At 67.8% G+C, this 18,103-nt stretch carries 14 protein-coding genes and 1 pseudogene; 6 read left to right on the forward strand and 9 right to left on the reverse strand.

The window, feature by feature from the left end; genetic code table 11:
* Nucleotides 1-28: 28 nt before the first annotated feature.
* The gene (locus AC3A6P_RS01095) at nt 29-1,255 is read right to left on the reverse strand and encodes a serine/threonine-protein kinase (protein ID WP_487687280.1); all 1,227 of its coding nucleotides are present in this window, start codon (nt 1,253-1,255) and stop codon (nt 29-31) included.
* A 137-nt stretch (nt 1,256-1,392) separates the two neighbouring features.
* Here AC3A6P_RS01095 and AC3A6P_RS01100 point away from each other — a divergent pair, with 137 nt between their 5' ends.
* A complete protein-coding gene (locus tag AC3A6P_RS01100) occupies nt 1,393-1,620 on the forward strand; it encodes a hypothetical protein (protein WP_487687283.1) in 228 nt (75 codons plus the stop codon).
* A gap of 21 nt (nt 1,621-1,641) precedes the next feature.
* Here the strand turns inward: AC3A6P_RS01100 and AC3A6P_RS01105 are convergent, their stop codons facing one another.
* The 3 genes from AC3A6P_RS01105 to AC3A6P_RS01115 all read right to left on the reverse strand — a co-directional run bounded on the left by AC3A6P_RS01105 (nt 1,642) and on the right by AC3A6P_RS01115 (nt 5,314).
* Entirely contained in the window at nt 1,642-2,478 is an 837-nt protein-coding gene (locus tag AC3A6P_RS01105; protein ID WP_487687286.1) for a universal stress protein, read from the reverse strand.
* A gap of 122 nt (nt 2,479-2,600) precedes the next feature.
* The gene (locus tag AC3A6P_RS01110; protein WP_487687288.1) at nt 2,601-3,677 is read right to left on the reverse strand and encodes a GGDEF domain-containing protein; all 1,077 of its coding nucleotides are present in this window, start codon (nt 3,675-3,677) and stop codon (nt 2,601-2,603) included.
* Between the two features lie 284 nt (nt 3,678-3,961).
* Nucleotides 3,962-5,314, reverse strand: a complete 1,353-nt coding sequence (locus AC3A6P_RS01115; protein ID WP_487687291.1) for a bifunctional folylpolyglutamate synthase/dihydrofolate synthase — start codon at nt 5,312-5,314, stop codon at nt 3,962-3,964.
* A 75-nt stretch (nt 5,315-5,389) separates the two neighbouring features.
* Between AC3A6P_RS01115 and pabB the strand changes: the two are divergent.
* The 3 genes and pseudogenes from pabB (at nt 5,390) to AC3A6P_RS01130 (ending at nt 9,266) form a co-directional block, all read left to right on the forward strand.
* Nucleotides 5,390-7,470 (forward strand): annotated as a pseudogene (pabB, locus tag AC3A6P_RS01120) (aminodeoxychorismate synthase component I).
* A gap of 87 nt (nt 7,471-7,557) precedes the next feature.
* A complete protein-coding gene (locus AC3A6P_RS01125; RefSeq protein ID WP_487687294.1) occupies nt 7,558-8,643 on the forward strand; it encodes an S-(hydroxymethyl)mycothiol dehydrogenase in 1,086 nt (361 codons plus the stop codon).
* Nucleotides 8,640-9,266: an MBL fold metallo-hydrolase gene (locus tag AC3A6P_RS01130; RefSeq protein WP_487687296.1), complete on the forward strand. Its 627-nt coding sequence runs from the start codon at nt 8,640-8,642 to the stop codon at nt 9,264-9,266. Before AC3A6P_RS01125 ends, AC3A6P_RS01130 begins: the two co-directional genes overlap by 4 nt.
* 82 nt (nt 9,267-9,348) lie before the next feature.
* Here AC3A6P_RS01130 and AC3A6P_RS01135 read toward each other — a convergent pair whose 3' ends face one another.
* The gene (locus tag AC3A6P_RS01135) at nt 9,349-10,290 is read right to left on the reverse strand and encodes a LysR family transcriptional regulator (protein WP_487687298.1); all 942 of its coding nucleotides are present in this window, start codon (nt 10,288-10,290) and stop codon (nt 9,349-9,351) included.
* Between the two features lie 132 nt (nt 10,291-10,422).
* Here AC3A6P_RS01135 and AC3A6P_RS01140 point away from each other — a divergent pair, with 132 nt between their 5' ends.
* Both AC3A6P_RS01140 and fdhD read left to right on the forward strand, forming a co-directional pair.
* Nucleotides 10,423-12,726, forward strand: coding sequence for an FdhF/YdeP family oxidoreductase (locus AC3A6P_RS01140; protein ID WP_487688106.1), 2,304 nt, complete (start codon nt 10,423-10,425; stop codon nt 12,724-12,726).
* A 13-nt stretch (nt 12,727-12,739) separates the two neighbouring features.
* Complete coding sequence (gene fdhD, locus AC3A6P_RS01145; protein WP_487687300.1) at nt 12,740-13,570, forward strand: formate dehydrogenase accessory sulfurtransferase FdhD; 831 nt, start codon at nt 12,740-12,742, stop codon at nt 13,568-13,570.
* Here fdhD and folP read toward each other — a convergent pair.
* Genes folP through AC3A6P_RS01165 form a run of 4 tightly spaced genes read right to left on the reverse strand, consistent with a single transcriptional unit; the run spans nt 13,554 to nt 18,100 of the window.
* Complete coding sequence (gene folP / locus AC3A6P_RS01150) at nt 13,554-14,411, reverse strand: dihydropteroate synthase (protein WP_487688108.1); 858 nt, start codon at nt 14,409-14,411, stop codon at nt 13,554-13,556. The two genes, fdhD and folP, sit on opposite strands and share 17 nt — an antisense overlap.
* Nucleotides 14,399-15,016: a sarcosine oxidase subunit gamma gene (locus AC3A6P_RS01155; protein WP_487687304.1), complete on the reverse strand. Its 618-nt coding sequence runs from the start codon at nt 15,014-15,016 to the stop codon at nt 14,399-14,401. Before AC3A6P_RS01155 ends, folP begins: the two co-directional genes overlap by 13 nt.
* Nucleotides 15,009-17,825: a glycine cleavage T C-terminal barrel domain-containing protein gene (locus AC3A6P_RS01160; RefSeq protein ID WP_487687307.1), complete on the reverse strand. Its 2,817-nt coding sequence runs from the start codon at nt 17,823-17,825 to the stop codon at nt 15,009-15,011. Before AC3A6P_RS01160 ends, AC3A6P_RS01155 begins: the two co-directional genes overlap by 8 nt.
* On the reverse strand, nt 17,825-18,100 hold the full coding sequence (locus AC3A6P_RS01165; protein WP_487687310.1) for a sarcosine oxidase subunit delta: 276 nt from the start codon (nt 18,098-18,100) through the stop codon (nt 17,825-17,827). The genes AC3A6P_RS01160 and AC3A6P_RS01165 overlap by 1 nt, the downstream gene beginning before the upstream one ends.
* Nucleotides 18,101-18,103 lie beyond the last annotated feature (3 nt).

An 18,103-nucleotide genomic window follows, 5' to 3' on the forward strand; every position in this document is an offset into this window, starting at 1 on the left:
TGTCACGCCGCACGGTGACCCTCGATGGTCAGTTGTTGCCGTTGCCGTTGCCGCGGCCGTTGCTCTTCTTCTCGCCCTTGCCGTTGCCCGGGTTCTTCTTCTGGTCGCTCTTGCCGTTGCCGGGGTCGACCTGCGGTTGCACCGCTACCGGTACGGCTTCAGGGATAAGGGTCTCGGCGGTGACGGGCGCGGGCGGCACCGTGGCCACGGGTGCGGGGGCAGGCGCCACCGGGGTGCTCAGGCCGGCCGTTTCTGAGGCCGGCGCCGCGGGCAGCGGCTCGGTGGCGTACGCCAGGGATGCCACGACGAACGCGGCCAGGATCCCGGCGGCGGCCAACCCCCGCCGCGCGTTCCTGGTGACGCTGCGGCGCGCGGGGACCGCCGTGGGGTGCTCGAGCATCTGAGTCGCGGGGCGACGGGGAAGGGCCACCGCCTGCAGGGCCCGCCCGTCACCGGCCAACGCGGCCCGCATCTGGGTGGCGCTCGTGAAACGGTTTCCGGGCGCGCGTGCCAGCGCGCCGTCGATGGTGGCGGCCAGGTGCGAATCGATGTCGGGTCGCAACGAGGCGATCGGTGGGGGCGGCGCGTCCAGGATGGCCCGGGCCAGTGCCAGCGGGTTCTCCTCGGGGTAGGCGTGCCGGCCCGCGAGCGCCTCGTAGCCCACCAGACCCACCGCGTACAGATCGTCGGCCACCGAAGCCGGTGCGCCAGAGACCCGTTCGGGACTCATGTAGGCCATGGTCCCGATGATCTGCCCGGTGCGGGTATGCGCGGCCCCGCCCGTCTTGGCGATACCGAAATCGGCCACCTGCACCCTGTCGCCGGAGGAGGAGATCAGCAGGTTGCCGGGTTTGATGTCGCGGTGCAGGATTCCCGCCCCGTGCGCGGCTTCCAGGGCCGACAGCACGTCGTCGAGCATCGACCTGACTGCCTCGGGCCGCATCGGGCCCTGGTCGAACACCTCCGCCAGCGTCGTGCCGGGGAGGCGCTCCATCACGATGAACGGGGTGCCGCGGTGTTCGCCGTAGTCGTACACCGCCACGATGTTCGGATGGCACAGCGCGGCCGCGGCCCGCGCCTCGTCTTCGAAACGGCGCCGCACCGACTCCTGGGATTGCAGCGAGGTGTGCAGGACTTTGACCGCCACCGGGCGACCGAGCCGGGCGTCCCAGCCGTCGAAGACTTCCGCCATGCCCCCGCAGCCCAGTAGGTCGTGCAGTTCATAGCGGTCGGCGAGCAGGTCATGGCCGTACACGCCGAGTTGATAACCAGGATCCGGGCCGGCTAAACGAAGCTCGACTAGCCACCCGCTGGTAACGCCATGGGAACCGGACGCGACAATGTCGGTGACCGATCAACAATCGCGGGGTGCGAAGGAAGAGGAGTCGGAGAGTGTTCGTCAGGAAAATTGCCGCCGCAGCAGCGGTTGCTGTCGGGCTGGGCGCCGCTTCCGCGGTGCTCGGGGCGGGGCAGGCCGCTGCCGACAAAGACGGGTACTGGGTTCCCGTGCCGCCGCCGGGCCATATCGGGCAGATCGTGCACATTCCACCCGGCCACCTCGGCCAGATCGTGGGGGTACCGCCGGGGCAGTGGAACAAGGTGCCCAACGTCTGGCGCTGAGTTGGCGACGACGCCGGCGGATCACAACCGCCGGCGGCTGTCGGCGATCAACACCGAGCAATCGCTGTTGTTCAGCGCGGCACATCCTTTCGGGCCCAGCAGCTGGCCTACACCGGCGCGGTTGTGACCACCGATCACCATGAGCTGTATCTGCGCAACATTTCCGGCGAGGTAGTCGATCGGGTTCCCCCGCACGGTCACCGTACTGACATCGAGGCCGGGATGCTGCCAACGCCACCGCGCCACCAGGCGCTCCAAAGTGGCGTTTGCCCACCGGTTGCCCTCGGCCGCGGTGTGGTCGCCGGGGTGCCACGCCGACAGCACGCGTAGCGGGACCTGCCGCAGAACCGCCTCCTCGACACCGAGTCGCAGTGCGTCGACGCTTTCGGCTGACTCGTCCATCGCGACGACAACACACCCGGTGTCGGAGGTCTTGCGCACCACGGTCACCGGGCACAGCGCCTGCGCTGCCACGGACGCGGCAGTGGAGCCCACGTGCCCGTCGTCGAAGTGATGCAGTCCGACGGCGCCGACGCAGATCATCCGCGCCCAGTGCGACGCCTTGACCAGCGCAGCGACCGGGGTCTGTGGTACGACGTGCGCCTGGACTTCGGGCGGTGGATCATGGGTGGCCTGCACCACGCTGCGCGCGTGGCGCAGAGCTGTTTCGGCAATCGAGCGCCGACCGGCATCCTCGTCGTCCCGCGGCAGGGCGTAGATCAGGTGCAGTGGAACGTGAAGCTCGGCCGCTTCGTCGGCGGCCCACAGCGCTGCGCTCAATGCCGCACGAGATCCATCGATTCCGACCACAACGGGTGCCGTCATCATCACCACCGCCAATTCGTCTCCGTGCTTCATTCTCGAACGTGCACGGGGGTGGATGACAGTGCCATAGGTCCTCGGTTGAGGGTCCATGGCCTGTGACGGGGCAATCGGCCTTCGACGAGTTCAGGGGGCAGACGGCAGTACAGAGGTGCGGCTCACGAGATGATGCGCGCCTTCTTCTCCTCGTACATCAATTCGTCTGCGCGCGTCAACAATTCGTCCACGGTGCTGGCGTCCGCCGGCGTCACCAGCATCACCCCGATGCTGGCCGACAGACGGTAGGGGCGTACCTCGGCCTCGTTGAACAGCCGAATTGCGTCGACCAACTGCTCCTTGAGTGACGCCGGGGTGGCCGTGGGGTCGGTGACCAGTACACAGAACTCGTCGCCACCCATCCGGGCCAGCACATCTGACCGGCCGAGCGTGCTGGCCAGCACCCGCGCGACGTCGGCGATCAGTGCGTCACCGACCATGTGACCTTTGCCGTCGTTGACGAGTTTGAGGCCGTCGACGTCGATGAAGGCCAGGATGCAGTTGCGGCCGTCGCGACGCGCTGCGGCCAGGCCCGGCTCGGCCAGATGGTAGAAGCCGCGGCGGTTGTTGATGCCGGTGAGGACATCGGTGACCGAGACCTGGCGGATCTCCTCGTTGGCGCGTTCCAATTCGGCGGTGCGATCACGGACCCGCTGTTCCAGCTCGGCATAGACCTGCACGTTCTCCATGGCGATGGACGTCGCATCTGCCAGCGCCTGCAGCAGGGTGACCTCCTGCTCCGACGGCTGATGTTCGTGGGCCCAGTAGTTGCCGATCGCGCCCACGGGGTCGAGTTTGCGAATCGGGACCATCACCAGGCTCTTGACGAAGGTGGGACGGTACGCGGCGTGCGGAATCCGGTTGTCCAGATAGATGTCCGGAATGACGGCGGCTTCCCGGTTGAGCATGGCCCATCCGCTGATGCAGACCTCCATGGGGAAGCGGTTGCCCTTCCACAGCGGGGCGATCGCGTCCTCGTCGGCGTAATAGCACTTGCCGTTGTCGCGCAGGACGAAGGTGGCGCCGTCGCAACCGGTGAGTTCACGGGCGGCGGTGCGGACGATGCGCTGAACGGTGTCGAGGTTGCGGGCCATCGAGAGTTCCTGGACCGCCCGCAGCAGGCGCTCCATACCGCGGATGTAGTCGATATCGCGGAACGGTTCTGACCACGGATCAACCGGCAAGCTCTCGGCGGTCAATGTCCCATACCTCCGTGCAACACCACATCACATGACAGCGGCTGCCGAGGCAGTTACCGAATGCTAGCCGATCGCAGGAAAACCTGACGGATTGCATGCATCTTTGCCGGGAACAACAGGATCAGCGCCCAGGAAGGGACGCGGCTCGCAGCCCGAAGGCGGTGACGTTGGGGTGTCAGGAGGGCGGATCGACGGCGCGTCGCGCAGCTTGTGGTGTGCTCTGATTCCGGCGCACCCGTCGACGGCCACCGGCAGCAGGCAGCCGAGCCGCCCGACGCCGACGGTCACGGGCACGGGGTCCGCGCATCCCGCAGCGCCGCGTCGGCCGCGGCAAGGTGGAGAAACGACCCCGTGACCACGATCGGTCCGGAGTCTGCGGTGGTCAGCGCATACTGCACGGCCGCCGCGGGGTCGTCGACGGCCACCGCAGAGATGCCGCGGGCGCGGGCAGCTTCGAAGACGTGTTGGGCCGGCACGGACGGCGCCGCCGGCCCGGCGCCGTCATCGGGAAGCCGGGTGGCGATCACCCGGCCCGCGAGCGGGGCGATGGTGGCCAGCATGGACTGCAGGTCTTTGTCGGCTCTGGCGGCGAGCACCCAGGTGGCGCGGGCGCGGGGGTACATGGCGCGCACCGTGTCGGTGAGCGCGACGAGTTTGACATTGTTGTGTGCCCCGTCGAGTATCACGTCGCGTCCAGCAACGCGGTGACGCTCGAATCTGCCGGGCAGCCGCGCGTACGCCAGACCGGTCCGCACCGCCGCGCCGTCGAGGGCCCATCCATCGCGTAGCGCGAGGTGCCGTGCCGCCCGGATGGCCAGGACGGCGTTGACTCCTTGATGGCGGCCCTGCAGCCCGAGCCGGAAATCCTGATCGCCGGTGTGCAGCACCGTGCCGGAAAGGTCTGCTGTGCAACAGATTTCGCGCGGGTCGACGGTGTCTACGATGCACCGACGGGTCCGTGCCGTCGCGGACATGGTGTTCCGGACGCTGGCCTGGTGGTGACGCAACACGATGCCGTGCCCGTCCGTGGTCAGAATTCCTGCCTTGTGGCCGGCGATTTCGGCGACGGTTTCTCCCAGCAGGTGCGTGTGGTCCAAGCCGATCCGGCCTATCACAGCCAGCTTGTCCGGCCTGGTGATGGCGTTCGTGGCGTCCCACCGGCCTCCGATTCCGGTCTCGATCACGGCGTAGTCCAGCCCACTCGTGGCGAACGTCGTGAAGGCCACCGCATTGAGCGCTTCGAAGAAGGTCGGTGTGCCGAGCGGACTTGCCTGCAGCCGCTCGACAACGGGGCGCAATCTGTTGACGGCATCGACGAAGAACTCCACCGGAACCGGTCGCCCACCGATCTGGACCCGTTCGAGGATCGATCGCACGTGCGGGGAGAGATGGGTGCCCACCCGGAAACCGTGAGCATCGAGGATCGCGGCGACGAATGCGCTGACCGATCCCTTTCCCGCGGTACCCGCGATGTGAACGGTGCGGACGGCATTCTGCGGTGACCCGAGGAGGCCGAACAGTTCGACGGCGCGCGCGAGGCCCACCTGCTTGGAACCGCGGGGCAGGCCGTAGAGATAGTGCGTCGCGGCATCGAGGTCGATCGTGGCCGGGAAGATGCCCGCGAGAACTGCAGTCATGAACCCATCGTAATATATCAGTCAACAAAAGATTGGTATATTAAGCCCGACCCGAGTGAGAGGGCGGTCGTCGACATGGTGCAGACGCTGCTGATCGACAATTACGACTCCTTCACCTACAACCTGGCCGCGCTGCTGACCGAGGTGAACGGCAGGCCGCCGGTCGTGGTGACCAACGACGCGGCTTGGGGCAGCCTGGATCTCGGCGCCGTCGACAACATCGTCATCTCACCGGGGCCCGGCGATCCCACCGTGCCCGCCGATTTCGGTATCTCCGCGCGGGCGATCGCCGCCTCCGGTCTGCCGGTTCTCGGTGTCTGCCTCGGGCATCAGGGTCTGTGTGCGGAGTTCGGGGCGCGGGTGGTGCGCGCCCCGCAACCGGTGCATGGGCGGGTGTCGCGGATTCGGCACACCGGCCGCGATCTGTTCGAAGGGCTGCCGTCGCCGATGTCGGTGGTGCGCTACCACTCACTGATCGCCGTCGATCTGCCGGAGGAACTGGAGGTCCTGGCGCGCACCGACGAGGGGCTGGTGATGGCGGTGCGTCATCGGCGCCGCCCGCTGTGGGGAGTGCAGTTCCACCCCGAATCGATAGCCTCCGACCACGGCGCGGCGATCATGCGCAACTTCCGTGCTCTCGGTGACCCTGTCCGTCGGCCCAAAGGTGTTGCCGTACCGAGGCAGACCAATCCTGTGTCGGGCCGACGGCAGGCCGGCTACGCCGTGGATCATCGCCGCATACCGCACCTTCCTGATGCGCCCTCGCTCTACCGGCGCCTGTTCGCCGGGCGTCCCGGCGCGTTCTGGCTCGACGGCCGTGCGGCCGAGCCGGGCGAGCGGTTCACCATCATGGGAGACGCGACGGGACCCCTGGCGGAATACCTGACCTATGACGTCGACGCGCGGCAGGTGCACGTCGACTCGGCGCGTGGACACCAAACACAGTCCGTCACATCGCTTTTCGACTATCTCGAAGTGCAGCTGACGAGTCGGGCGATACCGCCGGATGCGGCGCTGCCGTGCCCCTTCCGGCTCGGTTATGTCGGTTACCTGGGCTACGAACTCAAAGCGGAGTCGGGCGGTGGCCGCAGGCACCGCTCGCCGCATCCCGACGGTGCGCTTGTTTTCGCCGACCGGGCTGTGGTGATCGATCATGACCGAGGCTGCAGTTATCTCCTCGCGTTGCGCCTCGCCGGCGACACGCCACCTCACTGGTGGCTGGACCAGACGGCCGCGGTCCTGCGTTCCGTCGCCGCCGACGACGTGTCCACCGCCGCTCCGGCTGTCAGCAGCGCACCGCTGGACATCTCGGTCGACGCCGGCGTGCATCGGGCCCGGGTCGAAGAGTGCCTCGACCTCATCGGGCAGGGGCAGACCTACGAGGTGTGTCTGACCACCACAGCGCGGATCGACCGTGACATCGACGCCGTCGCGACGTTCGAGCGAGCGTGCGTGACCAATCCGGCGCCGTACGCCGCGCTGTTGCAGTTCGCGGGACTGTCGGTGGTCAGCGCCTCTCCGGAGCGGTTCCTGCGGGTAGGGGACAACCGGGTGGCGGAGTCCAAGCCGATCAAGGGCACCAGGCCCCGAGGGTCAACGCCGGAGGCCGACTTGCTGTTGCGGAACACATTGCACGGCAGCGAGAAAGACCGTGCGGAGAACCTGATGATCGTGGACCTGGTGCGCAATGACCTGACTCGGGTGTGTGTGCCGGAGTCGGTACATGTGCCCTCGCTTTTCGGTGTGGAGTCCTACCCGTTCGTTCATCAGCTGGTCTCCACCGTGCGTGGCACGCTGCGCGAGGATGTCCATCCGTGGACGCCGTCCGGGCGCTGTTTCCCGCCGGGTCGATGACGGGTGCACCCAAGGTCCGCACCATGGACATCCTGGATCGCCTGGAAGGCCGGGCCCGCGGAGTGTATTCCGGTGCGCTGGGCTATCTTTCGCTCTCGGGCGCCATCGATCTGTCCGTGGTGATCCGCACGGTCGTCGCCGCAGGCGGCAGCATCGAGATCGGCATCGGAGGCGCCATCACCGCGTTGTCGGACCCGGCTGAGGAGTATGCGGAGATCCTGCTCAAGGCCGCGTCCTGGCGAAACACGCTCGCCGCGCCTGCGCCGGTGGGTGTGCGAGCCGGGGTTTCAGTCGACAATTGATATACTAGACACGCTCAAACTGATATAGCACAATTGTGTCCTGTTGCCGACCGCACGCTGAATCGTCCACAAGCCAAGGAGATTTCCATGCCACAACAGGTTCGCGGTGTCATCGCCCGCTCGAAGGGTGCCCCCGTCGAGGTCACGACGATCACGATTCCAGATCCCGGGCCGGGTGACGTGGTGGTGCGCATCCAGGCTTGCGGGGTGTGCCACACCGACCTGACCTACCGGGACGGCGGCATCAACGACGAGTACCCCTTCCTGCTCGGACACGAGGCCGCGGGCATCGTCGAGGAAGTCGGCGCCGGCGTCGGCTCGGTCGCCGTGGGCGATTTCGTGATCCTCAACTGGCGGGCGGTGTGCGGGCGGTGCCGGGCATGCAAACGCGGACGTCCGCAATACTGCTTCGACACCCACAATGCCGGGCAGAAGATGACGCTGGAGGACGGCACCGAGCTGACCCCGGCGCTGGGTATCGGCGCGTTCGCCGAGAAAACCCTTGTCCACGAGGGGCAGTGCACCAAGGTCGACCCAGACGCCGATCCGGCCGTGGTCGGGCTGCTCGGGTGTGGTGTGATGGCCGGTCTCGGTGCCGCCGTCAACACCGGCAACGTGTCGCGCGGAGACTCGGTGGCGGTGATCGGCTGCGGTGGTGTGGGTGACGCGGCCATCATGGGAGCGCGGCTGGCGGGGGCGGGCACCATCATCGCGATCGACCGTGACCCGCGAAAGTTGCAGTGGGCCACCGAACTCGGTGCCACCCACACCGTGAACGCGGCCGAAGCCGACACGGTGGCCGCCGTCCAGGAACTCACCGGCGGGTTCGGCGCCGACGTCGTGATCGACGCGGTGGGCCGGCCGGAAACCTGGCGTCAGGCTTTTTATGCGCGTGATCTGGCCGGCACCGTGGTGCTGGTGGGCGTGCCGACCCCCGATATGAAACTCGAGATGCCGCTGGTCGACTTCTTCGCCCGCGGCGGGTCGTTGAAGTCGTCGTGGTACGGGGATTGCCTGCCCGAACGCGACTTCCCGACGCTGGTGGACCTGTACCGGCAGGGGCGGTTGCCGCTCGAGCGGTTCGTGTCGGAGCGGATCAAACTCGACGAGATCGAAGACGCCTTCCACACCATGCACGAGGGCAAGGTGTTGCGCTCGGTGGTCGTCCTGTGACATCACAGATCCAGCGCGTGGTGACCTCTGGGACGTTCGAACTCGACGGCGGGTCCTGGGACGTCGACAACAACATCTGGATCGTCGGCGACGACTCCGATGTCGTCGTCTTCGATGCCGCCCACACCGCGCAACCGATCATCGACGCCGTGGGTGGTCGCAATGTGGTCGCGGTGGTGTGCACCCACGGCCACAACGACCACATCACCGTCGCGCCGGAACTCGGTGCCGCGCTCGACGCCCCGGTGCTCCTGCACCCGGCCGACGCGGTGTTGTGGCAGATGACCCACGCAGGCAACGATTTTCGTGCCATCGAAGACGGTGCCTCGCTGAAGGCGGGCAACCTGGAGCTGGTTGGTCTGCACACCCCGGGACATTCACCGGGCTCGGTGTGCTGGTTCGCTCCCGAGTTGAAAGCGGTGTTCTCCGGGGACACCCTGTTCCAGGGTGGTCCGGGGGCCACCGGGCGATCGTTCTCCGATTTCCCCACCATCCTGGAGTCCATCAAGAACCGGCTGGGCACCTTGCCGGCCGATACGGTGGTGTACACCGGCCACGGTGACTCCACCACGATCGGGGACGAGATCGTGAACTACGACGACTGGGTCGCCCGCGGCCACTGACGAGGCGCTGCGAGGAACGAGCGGCGCCGAGGAAGGGGCCCAGAGGCAGAAGCCACTGACAAGGCGCTGCGAGCACAACCCATTAGCCGGTTCCCAACAGGCGGTGCAGCACCGCATCGAGGGCCGCCGACATACCGGAGTCTGCGGCCGCGGCGTGCACCGCGTCCGCCACTGGCGACTCGGGTTCTCGCGCCAGCGTGATGACCCCGACGGTGGGCCCGGTGCGGTGCTCGCTGATGGGACGCACCGCCATGCCCGCCGGCACGCCGAATGCGTAGAGCCACGCGTGCGATGCGATGGTCGCCAGCTGCGCGCTGCTCAGGTGTGCGTAGATGGCGCCCACTGTGTCGGCTTCCACCACCGGGGTGAACCGCACCGCCGCAGCGGCCATGTGTGCGTCGATGATCCTGCGGTTACGCATCTCGGAGGTCAACGCACACAGGGGGAGCGTGGCCGCCTGCGCCCAGGTGAGGCTCGGCTGCGCCATGACGGGGTTGTCCTCGGGGGCCAGGACGACGTAGCTCTCCTGATACAGCACGGTCTGCCGGCAGCCCGGTGGTGTCTCGGTGTCGAGGTAGGTCAGCCCGGCATCGATCTCGAAGTCCGCCAGCCGCCGCGCGATCTCCCGCGAGGACAACGCCTCCACGCGCACCGTCGCCGTCGGGTGCACCTGCAGCAGACGCGTGGACAGCAGCGGAATCGCGGGAACCGAGGTCGGAATCGCGGCGATCCGCGCTGTCATGGTCAGCCGTCCGCGCATGCGTTCGACGTCGGCCAGCAGTTCGTCGCGCTCGGCGATGATCCGATGAGCCCAGGTGAGAACCCGCGCACCTTCGGCGGTGAAACCCTCGAACCGGTGTCCGCGCAGCACAATCGGAACACCGAGCTCACGTTCGAGACGGCGGATGGCCACCGACAGGGTGGGCTGGCTGATGTGGCAGGCGGCAGCGGCGCGGCCGAAGTGCCGTTCGCGGGCCAGCGCCACGAGGTACTCCAACTGCACGATCTGAACGTCGGCGGCCATGGCGTCGCTCCTTGATAGATATCAACTATCGAAGCATCTGGAAACGTCATGACCAAACCGTTGCCGGCTATTCGGCGGGCCCGTACGGTCAGGGTTTCCGATCCATCTGCAGAGGATGCACGCGTGCCCAGCATCGACAATGACAGCAGGTACCTCTTCGACGAAGGTGACGCCCAGATCACCCATGAGAAGAGTTACGCCGCAGGCGTTCCCGCCGTCATGGTGTCGCTGCGGCGCGGTGTCGAGCAGATGGGAGTGGTGCGCACCGCCCGCACCTTGGCCAAACTCAACCAGCGGAACGGCTTCGACTGCCCGGGATGTGCCTGGCCGGAGACACCGGGCCACCGCAAGCACGCCGAGTTCTGCGAGAACGGCGCCAAGGCGGTGGCCGAGGAAGCCACCACCCGGCGCGTGACACCGGAGTTCTTCGCACGTCACTCGGTGGCCGACCTGCTGGAACACACCGAGTATTGGCTGGGCCAACAGGGCAGGCTCACCCATCCCATGGTGCTGCGCCCGGGTGCCACCCACTATCAACCCATCGAGTGGGATCAGGCCTTCGCGCTGATCGCCGAGGAGTTGCGCGCACTCGGCACCCCGGATGCCGCGGCCTTCTACACATCGGGGCGCACCTCCAACGAAGCCGCATTCCTCTACCAGCTGCTGATTCGGAGCTTCGGCACCAACAACATGCCGGATTGCTCGAACATGTGCCACGAGTCCTCCGGCACCGCGCTGGTGGAGAGCATCGGCATCGGCAAGGGCTCGGTGTCGGTGACCGATCTCGAGGACGCCGACCTGATCCTCATCGCCGGGCAGAACCCGGGCACCAATCATCCGCGGATGCTGTCGGTTCTGGAGAAGGCGAAAGCCAACGGGGCCAGGGTGATCGCCATCAACCCGCTGCCGGAGGCGGGCCTGCTGCGATTCAAGGACCCGCAGAAGGTCCACGGCGTGATCGGCGATGGGGTGGGCATCGCCGACGACTTCCTGCAGATCCGTTCCGGCGGCGATCAGGCGTTGTTCCAGGGTCTGGCGAAACTGCTGTTCGACGCCGAGGACCGCCGCCCGGGCAGTGTGCTCGACCACGACTTCATCGACCGGCACTGCGCGGGATTCGACGCTTACGCCGCGCACATCCGTGCCGTCGATCTGGACACCGTGCTGGCGGCCACCGGCCTGACCCGAGCCGAACTCGACACCACCGCCCAGGCGCTGGTGGACTCGAAGAAGACCATCATCTGCTGGGCCATGGGTCTGACCCAGCAGACCCATGGGGTGGCGACCATTCAGGACGCCACGAATCTTCTTCTGCTGCAGGGCATGATCGGCAAGCCCGGCGCGGGGGTGTGCCCGGTGCGTGGGCACTCCAACGTCCAGGGTGACCGGACGATGGGTATCTGGGAGAAGATGCCGGAGCCGTTCCTGGCGGCTCTGGACACCGAGTTCGGCATCACCAGCCCGCGCCGGCACGGCTATGACGCCGTTGACGCCATCCGGGCCATGCGTGACGGGCGGGTCTCGGTGTTCATGGCGATGGGCGGCAACTTCGTCTCGGCCACCCCTGACACGGAGGTCACCGAGGCCGCGCTGCGCAACTGCTCCTTGACCGTGCAGGTGTCGACGAAGCTGAACCGCTCGCATCTGGTGACTGGGCGCACCGCGCTGATCCTGCCGTCCCTGGGCCGCACCGACAAAGACGTGATCGACGGCCGCAAACAGGTTGTCACCGTCGAGGATTCGATGTCGGTGGTGCACCTGTCCCGCGGTGGGCTCACGCCGCCGAGTCCGCAGGTGCGCAGTGAGGTCGCCATCGTGTGCGGGCTCGCCGGGAAGTTGTTCGGTGCGGCTCATTCGGTGCCGTGGTCGGAGTTCGCATCCGATTACGACCGGATCAGGGACTCCATCGCACGGGTGGTGCCGGGATTCACCGACTTCAATCGGCGCGTGCGCGAACCCGACGGCTTTGTGCTGCCGCACCCACCGCGCGATGAGCGGGCGTTCACGACGTCGACGGGTAGGGCGAATTTTGTGGTCAACCAACTGCACTGGTTGCCGATACCCGAAGGCAGACTGATCCTGCAGACCATGCGCAGCCACGATCAGTACAACACCACCATCTATGGGCTCGACGACCGCTACCGCGGGGTCAACGGCGCGCGCCGAGTGGTGTTGTGCCATCCCGACGACATCGCCGCCGGTGGCTTCGTCGACGGCGAGCGGGTGGACCTGGTGTCGGAATGGCCGCTCGACGGTGGCGCCGTCGAGGAGCGGCGCGCCGAGGACTTCCGGTTGGTGGCCTACCCGACCCCGCGTGGCAACGCCGCAGCCTACTACCCGGAAACCAATCCGCTGATTCCCCTGGACCATACCGCGCGCAGGTCGAACACGCCGGTGTCCAAAGCCATCACGATCCGTCTCGAGCGCCGCCGATGAAGCGAGGGCGCTGATGGGACGGGTCACCGCCCGCACCCGCGTCACCCGGATCACCGCCGAGCGCAGCGTCCATCGCCCCGACACGCTGGCCGTCGAGGAACCGCTGGAGATCAGGGTGGCCGGCCGGCCCCTGGCGGTGACCATGCGCACGCCAGGATCGGATATCGAACTGGCACAGGGGTTTCTGCTCACCGAGGGGTTCATCGCCGACCGTTCGGACATCGCCGCCGTGCGTTACTGCAACAGCCGCGGCGCGGACGGCGCCAACACCTACAACGTCCTCGACATCGATCTCGCCGCAGGGGTGGCACTGCCCGAGACCGGTGTCGAACGCAACTTCTACACCACTTCCTCGTGCGGCGTGTGCGGCAAGGCCTCACTCGATGCCATTGCCCAGCGCACGCGGCACAGCCCCGCCGACGACACCGTCGGCGTCCGCACGCAGGTGCTGACGAGTTTGCCCGACACCTTGCGCGCGGCGCAGAAAGTCTTCGACAGCACCGGAGGCCTGCACGCCGCCGGGTTGTTCACCGCGGACGGTGCACTGCTGACCGTGCGTGAGGACGTCGGCCGGCACAACGCGGTGGACAAGGTGGTCGGCTGGGCTGTCGAACAGCAGCGAATCCCGTTGTCCGGCACGGTCCTGATGGTCAGCGGGCGCGCCTCGTTCGAGCTGGTGCAGAAGGCCGTGATGGCGGGCGTCCCGGTGCTGGCGGCCGTGTCGGCGCCGTCCTCGCTGGCCGTCGACCTCGCCCAGGACAGTGGTCTGACGCTCGTCGGCTTTCTCCGGGGCGCCAGCATGAACGTCTACAGCAGGCCGGACCGGATCACCGGGCTGGGCTGACCGCCCGGAGTACCGCCACCGCATCCACGGTGGCCGCCACATCGTGCACCCGCAGGATCGTCGCGCCGCGCTGGGCGGCCAGCAGTGCCGCCGCCACCGAGGCCGCACACCGGTCGGCCACGCCACGGCCGGTGAGGGCACCCAACATGCCTTTGCGGGACAGCCCGGCCATGATCGGCAATCCCATGGGCGCCGTGTCAGCCAGGCCATCCAGCAGCGCCAGGTTGTGCTTCAACGTCTTGCCGAAACCGAAACCGGGATCGACCACCAGGTGGTCCCGGGGGATGCCGGCCACGCAACAGGCCGCGACGCGGTCGAGCAGGAATCCGCGTACCTCGGCCACCACATCGCCGTAGGCCGGTGCGTCCTGCATGGTGGCCGGCTCACCCTGCATGTGCATCAGGCACACCGGAACCTGCAGCGCTGCCGCGGTTTCCAGCGCACCAGGGATCTGCAATGCCCGAACGTCGTTGATCATCACCGCACCGGCGGCGACGGCCGCACGCATCACCTCGGGCCGCGAGGTGTCCACCGAGACGGGTACCGAAGCCACCCGTGCCAGGGCCGCCACCACCGGGATCACCCGCCGCAGCTCCTCGGCCACCGATGGCGGCGACGCGCCGGGCCGGGTGGACTCCCCGCCCACATCCAGCAGATCGGCGCCCTCGGCGACGAGCTGCATACCGTGCGCGACAGCGGCCACCGCGTCGCGGCCGCCGTCGGAGAACGAATCCGGTGTCACGTTGACGATGCCGCACACCAACGGTGCGCGACCGGCCAGTCGGGCGACCAGCCGGTCGCGCACACCGGGGGAGTAGGCGAGCGCCGTCATCGGGGCCAGGACACGCCGAACTCTTCAGCCGCGTCGGTCAGCCATTCGGCGACGTACCGGGCGAACGACGATCTGGCGAGGATCTGGTAGTCGGTCCCGTTGTCGTTCAACGGGATCAAGACCACCGCGGCCAGTCCGAGCATCGTCTGCGCGGCCATACCGGTCCGGAACACCGAGGAATGCAGGTCCAGTGAGCACCCCTTGGCGAGGACGTTGCGGGCATCGGCGCCCTGCAGCCGCAGGGTGGTGCGCTGGGCGGAGACATCCACCGCGGCGCCGCCGTGCTCGGAAATCGACTGCTGCAGTGCGGCTTCGAGCACCTCGCCGGAACACTCGGTGGAGCACACCAGCCATTCCTCGGGCCCGAACCAGATGGCGCTGGTGTCACCCGCGGTCGTCACCGTGGACGGCGCCTGTGGCAGGGCGGGCAACCCGAGGACGTCGGCCGCCGCCGTGGCGGCGTCGCCGGCCGGGTCGAGCCACAGATCGACCATGGCCACGTAGGGTTCTTCGGTGACGCGCGCCGAGGCCGGCAGCGTCGCGAATCGGGATTCGTAGCCCTGCAACGGGCTTCGGCGTACCAACGGACGGGGCGGGTTCAGGGTTTCAGCCATCTCGGCGTGCTCCTTCGGGATCGACGAGGACGGTGCCGGTGACTTCCACCGGCACCAAGGTGCCGTCCACGGGGACGTGCAGGGTGTCGCCGATACGGGCGTGACCCCCCTTGACCAGTGCCAACGCGAACGGTCGGCCCAATTCGGCACTGCGGTAGCTCGACGTCACGTGCCCCAGCATCGGCACCGGTGGCGGCGGGAGCACGCCGTCGGCGACGAACTCCACGATCTGCGCGCCCTCGGGCAGCACGGTGTCGGCGTCGGTGGGCAGAAGTCCGACGAACTGCTTGCGCAGCGGATTCAGGTTCTCGCTGCGGGTGAACGAGCGCTTGCCCACGAAGTCGGGTTTCTTCTTCGACACCGCCCAGCTCATGCCCAGGTCCTGGGGTGTGACGGTGCCGTCGGTGTCCTGCCCGATGATCGGATAGCCCTTCTCGGCGCGCAACACGTGCATGGTCTCGGTGCCGTACGGGGTGATGCCGTGCCGCTGGCCGGCCTCGATGAGCCGTTCCCACACCGCGGTGGCGTACCACCCCATGACGTTGACTTCGTACGCCAGCTCGCCGGAGAAGCTGACCCGGCCGATGCGCACGTGCACCCCGTCCAGTGCGGTGTCCCGCCAGGCCATGAACGGGAACGCGTCATTGCTGACATCGAGATCACCGAACACCGCACCGATCACGTCACGGGACTTGGGGCCCACCACCGGGAAGGTGTGCCACTGTTCGGTCACCGAGGTCAACCTCACCCGAAGATGGGGCCACTCGGTCTGCAGCCATTCCTCCATCCAGTCCAGGATGTGGGCGGCGCCACCGGTGGTGGTGAAGACCTGGTAGCGGTTGTCGGCCAGGCGCATCACCGTGCCGTCGTCGATCACCATGCCGTCCACTCCGCACATGACGCCGTAGCGCACCATGCCGACCTTCAGGGTGCTCATCATGTTCGTGTAGAGCAGATCCAGGAAGGTCCCGGCGTCGGGACCCTGCACGTCGATCTTGCCCAGGGTCGAGCCGTCGAGAATGCCGACACCGGTTCGTACTGCGGCACATTCGCGCAGTACCGCGTCATCCATGCTCTCGCCGGGCAGCGGATAGTAACGGGGCCGCTTCCACTGGCCCACGTCCTCGAACACCGCGCCGCGGGTCACGTGCCAGTCATGCACGGCGGTCACCCGCTCGGGGTCGAACATCCGGCCGCGATCGCGGCCTGCCAGCGCGGCGAACGCCACCGGCGTGTAGGGCGGTCGGAAGGTGGTCACGCCGAGGCTGTCCATCGGCACACCGAGCAACTCGGAGGTGATACCCGAAGCCACCACGCCCGAGGTCTTGCCCTGGTCGTGTGCGGTGCCGATGGTGGTGTAGCGCTTGATGTGCTCCATCGAACGCATCCCCGCGCCCACTGCACGCGCCAGGTCGGCCACGGTGGCGTCGCGCTGCAGGTCGACGAACTGGCGTTCGGTGCCGCCCGCATCGGGCACCTGCCACAGCACGACGCCCGGCGCCGGGATACGCACCGGATCAGATTCCGCGACAAGCTGATTGGGAACGATACCGAGCACGGCCGCGACGGCCTCCCGTCCGTTGCGCACACATCCCGGAAGGTCGAACACCCCGGCCGCGGACCCGGCCACGCTCACACCCTCGAGCGGTTCGCCGGGCACGAACGCACCCAGCGCGTCGTCGTAGCGCAGCTTTCCGCGGGCCTGGCTGAACAGGTGAACCGCGGGATTCCAGCCGCCGCTGACCAGCAGCACATCGCAGGCCACGCTCTTGCCTGCAACCACGGCATGGGTGATGCGGTGCTCGCCGAGCGTGCCGCTGACGGTGGCGCCGGCGTAGATGGCGATGTCGCGGATCGCCGCATCGGCCAGCAGGTCCGTCGAAACCTCTTCTCGGGCATCGACAATCGCGTTGACCGTGATGCCGGCGTCGTGCAGCTCGAACGCTGCTGTGTACGCCGAGTCGTTGGTGGTGAACACCACGGCCTGCTCGCCGACCTTGACGCCGTAGCGGTGCAGGAAGGTGCGGGCAGCGCCCGCGAGCATGATGCCGGGCCGGTCGTTGTCGGTGAACACCACCGGCCGTTCGTGGGCGCCGGTGGCGACCACGACGTGTCCGGCGCGGATCCGCCAGACCCGCTGCCTGCTGACCGCCGCGGGTGCGTCGACGCCCAGATGGTCGGTGCGGCGCTCCAAAGCCAGCACGAAGCCGTCGTCGTAATGTCCGAACGCGGTGGTGCGCTGCAGGTGCAGCACATCACGGTGGCCCTGCAGTTCGGCCACCACGTCGGCTACCCAGTCGAGCGCGGGCCGGCCGCCGATGGTGTCGGTGCTGCCGAGCAGGGAACCGCCCGGTTCACTCTGCTCGTCGATCAGCACCACCCGGGCCCCGGAGCGGGCGGCGGTCAGCGCCGCCGCGAGTCCGGCCGGCCCCGACCCCACCACCAGGACGTCGGTGTGCACGTGGGTGGCGTCGTAGCGGGCGGTGTCGGCGATGGCGGCCAGGCGGCCCTGCCCCGGAATGCCCCGCGCGGCCAGCCCGTCGAACAGCTCGACGGTGGTGGCGAGCAGCATCGGCTCCGGGAACGGGTGCTCCATCTGGACCAGGCCGCCGGTGTCCTCGGCCCAGGCGGCGGTGAAACCGCGGGGCCGTCCCAGCTTGATGCTCGTGGTGACCTGGTGGATTCCGTTGGCCAACAACGCCGATGCCAGCGTGTCGCCGGCGTGGCCGGTCAGTTCGCGGTCGTTGAAGGTGAAGGTGTAGGTGGTGTCGCGGTCGATGCGGCCACCCTCAGCGGTGCGGAAGTTCATCAGATCGTCGGCTTCTGCTCGTCGAGGCGGTAGACGCGCTCGAATCGGTAGGTGGCGGTGTCACGGACGGCGTTGAACCAGCGGCGGCAACCCGCGCTGTGACTCCACCGCTCGGCGAAGCGCCCCTTGGGGTTCTTGCGGAAGAACACGTAGTGCGCCCATTCCTCGTCGTTCAGCGCATACGGGTCCTCGGGGTAAGCGACGTGTGCCTCGCCGCCATAATGGAATTCGGTTTCCTCGCGCGGCCCGCACCACGGGCATTCGATGAGTTGCATCTG

Source organism: Mycobacterium sp. Soil_C_30, from assembly GCF_057656995.1.

Excerpts from the sequence above, each read along its gene's own strand:
- fdhD (WP_487687300.1), top strand. The coding sequence starts at position 12,740 with ATGGGACGGGTCACCGCCCGCACCCGCGTCACCCGGATCACCGCCGAG.
- AC3A6P_RS01165 (WP_487687310.1), bottom strand. The coding sequence starts at position 18,100 with ATGCAACTCATCGAATGCCCGTGGTGCGGGCCGCGCGAGGAAACCGAA.
- AC3A6P_RS01155 (WP_487687304.1), bottom strand. The coding sequence starts at position 15,016 with ATGGCTGAAACCCTGAACCCGCCCCGTCCGTTGGTACGCCGAAGCCCG.
- AC3A6P_RS01115 (WP_487687291.1), bottom strand. The coding sequence starts at position 5,314 with ATGACTGCAGTTCTCGCGGGCATCTTCCCGGCCACGATCGACCTCGAT.
- AC3A6P_RS01105 (WP_487687286.1), bottom strand. The coding sequence starts at position 2,478 with ATGAAGCACGGAGACGAATTGGCGGTGGTGATGATGACGGCACCCGTT.
- AC3A6P_RS01160 (WP_487687307.1), bottom strand. The coding sequence starts at position 17,825 with ATGAACTTCCGCACCGCTGAGGGTGGCCGCATCGACCGCGACACCACC.
- AC3A6P_RS01135 (WP_487687298.1), bottom strand. The coding sequence starts at position 10,290 with ATGGCCGCCGACGTTCAGATCGTGCAGTTGGAGTACCTCGTGGCGCTG.
- AC3A6P_RS01125 (WP_487687294.1), top strand. The coding sequence starts at position 7,558 with ATGCCACAACAGGTTCGCGGTGTCATCGCCCGCTCGAAGGGTGCCCCC.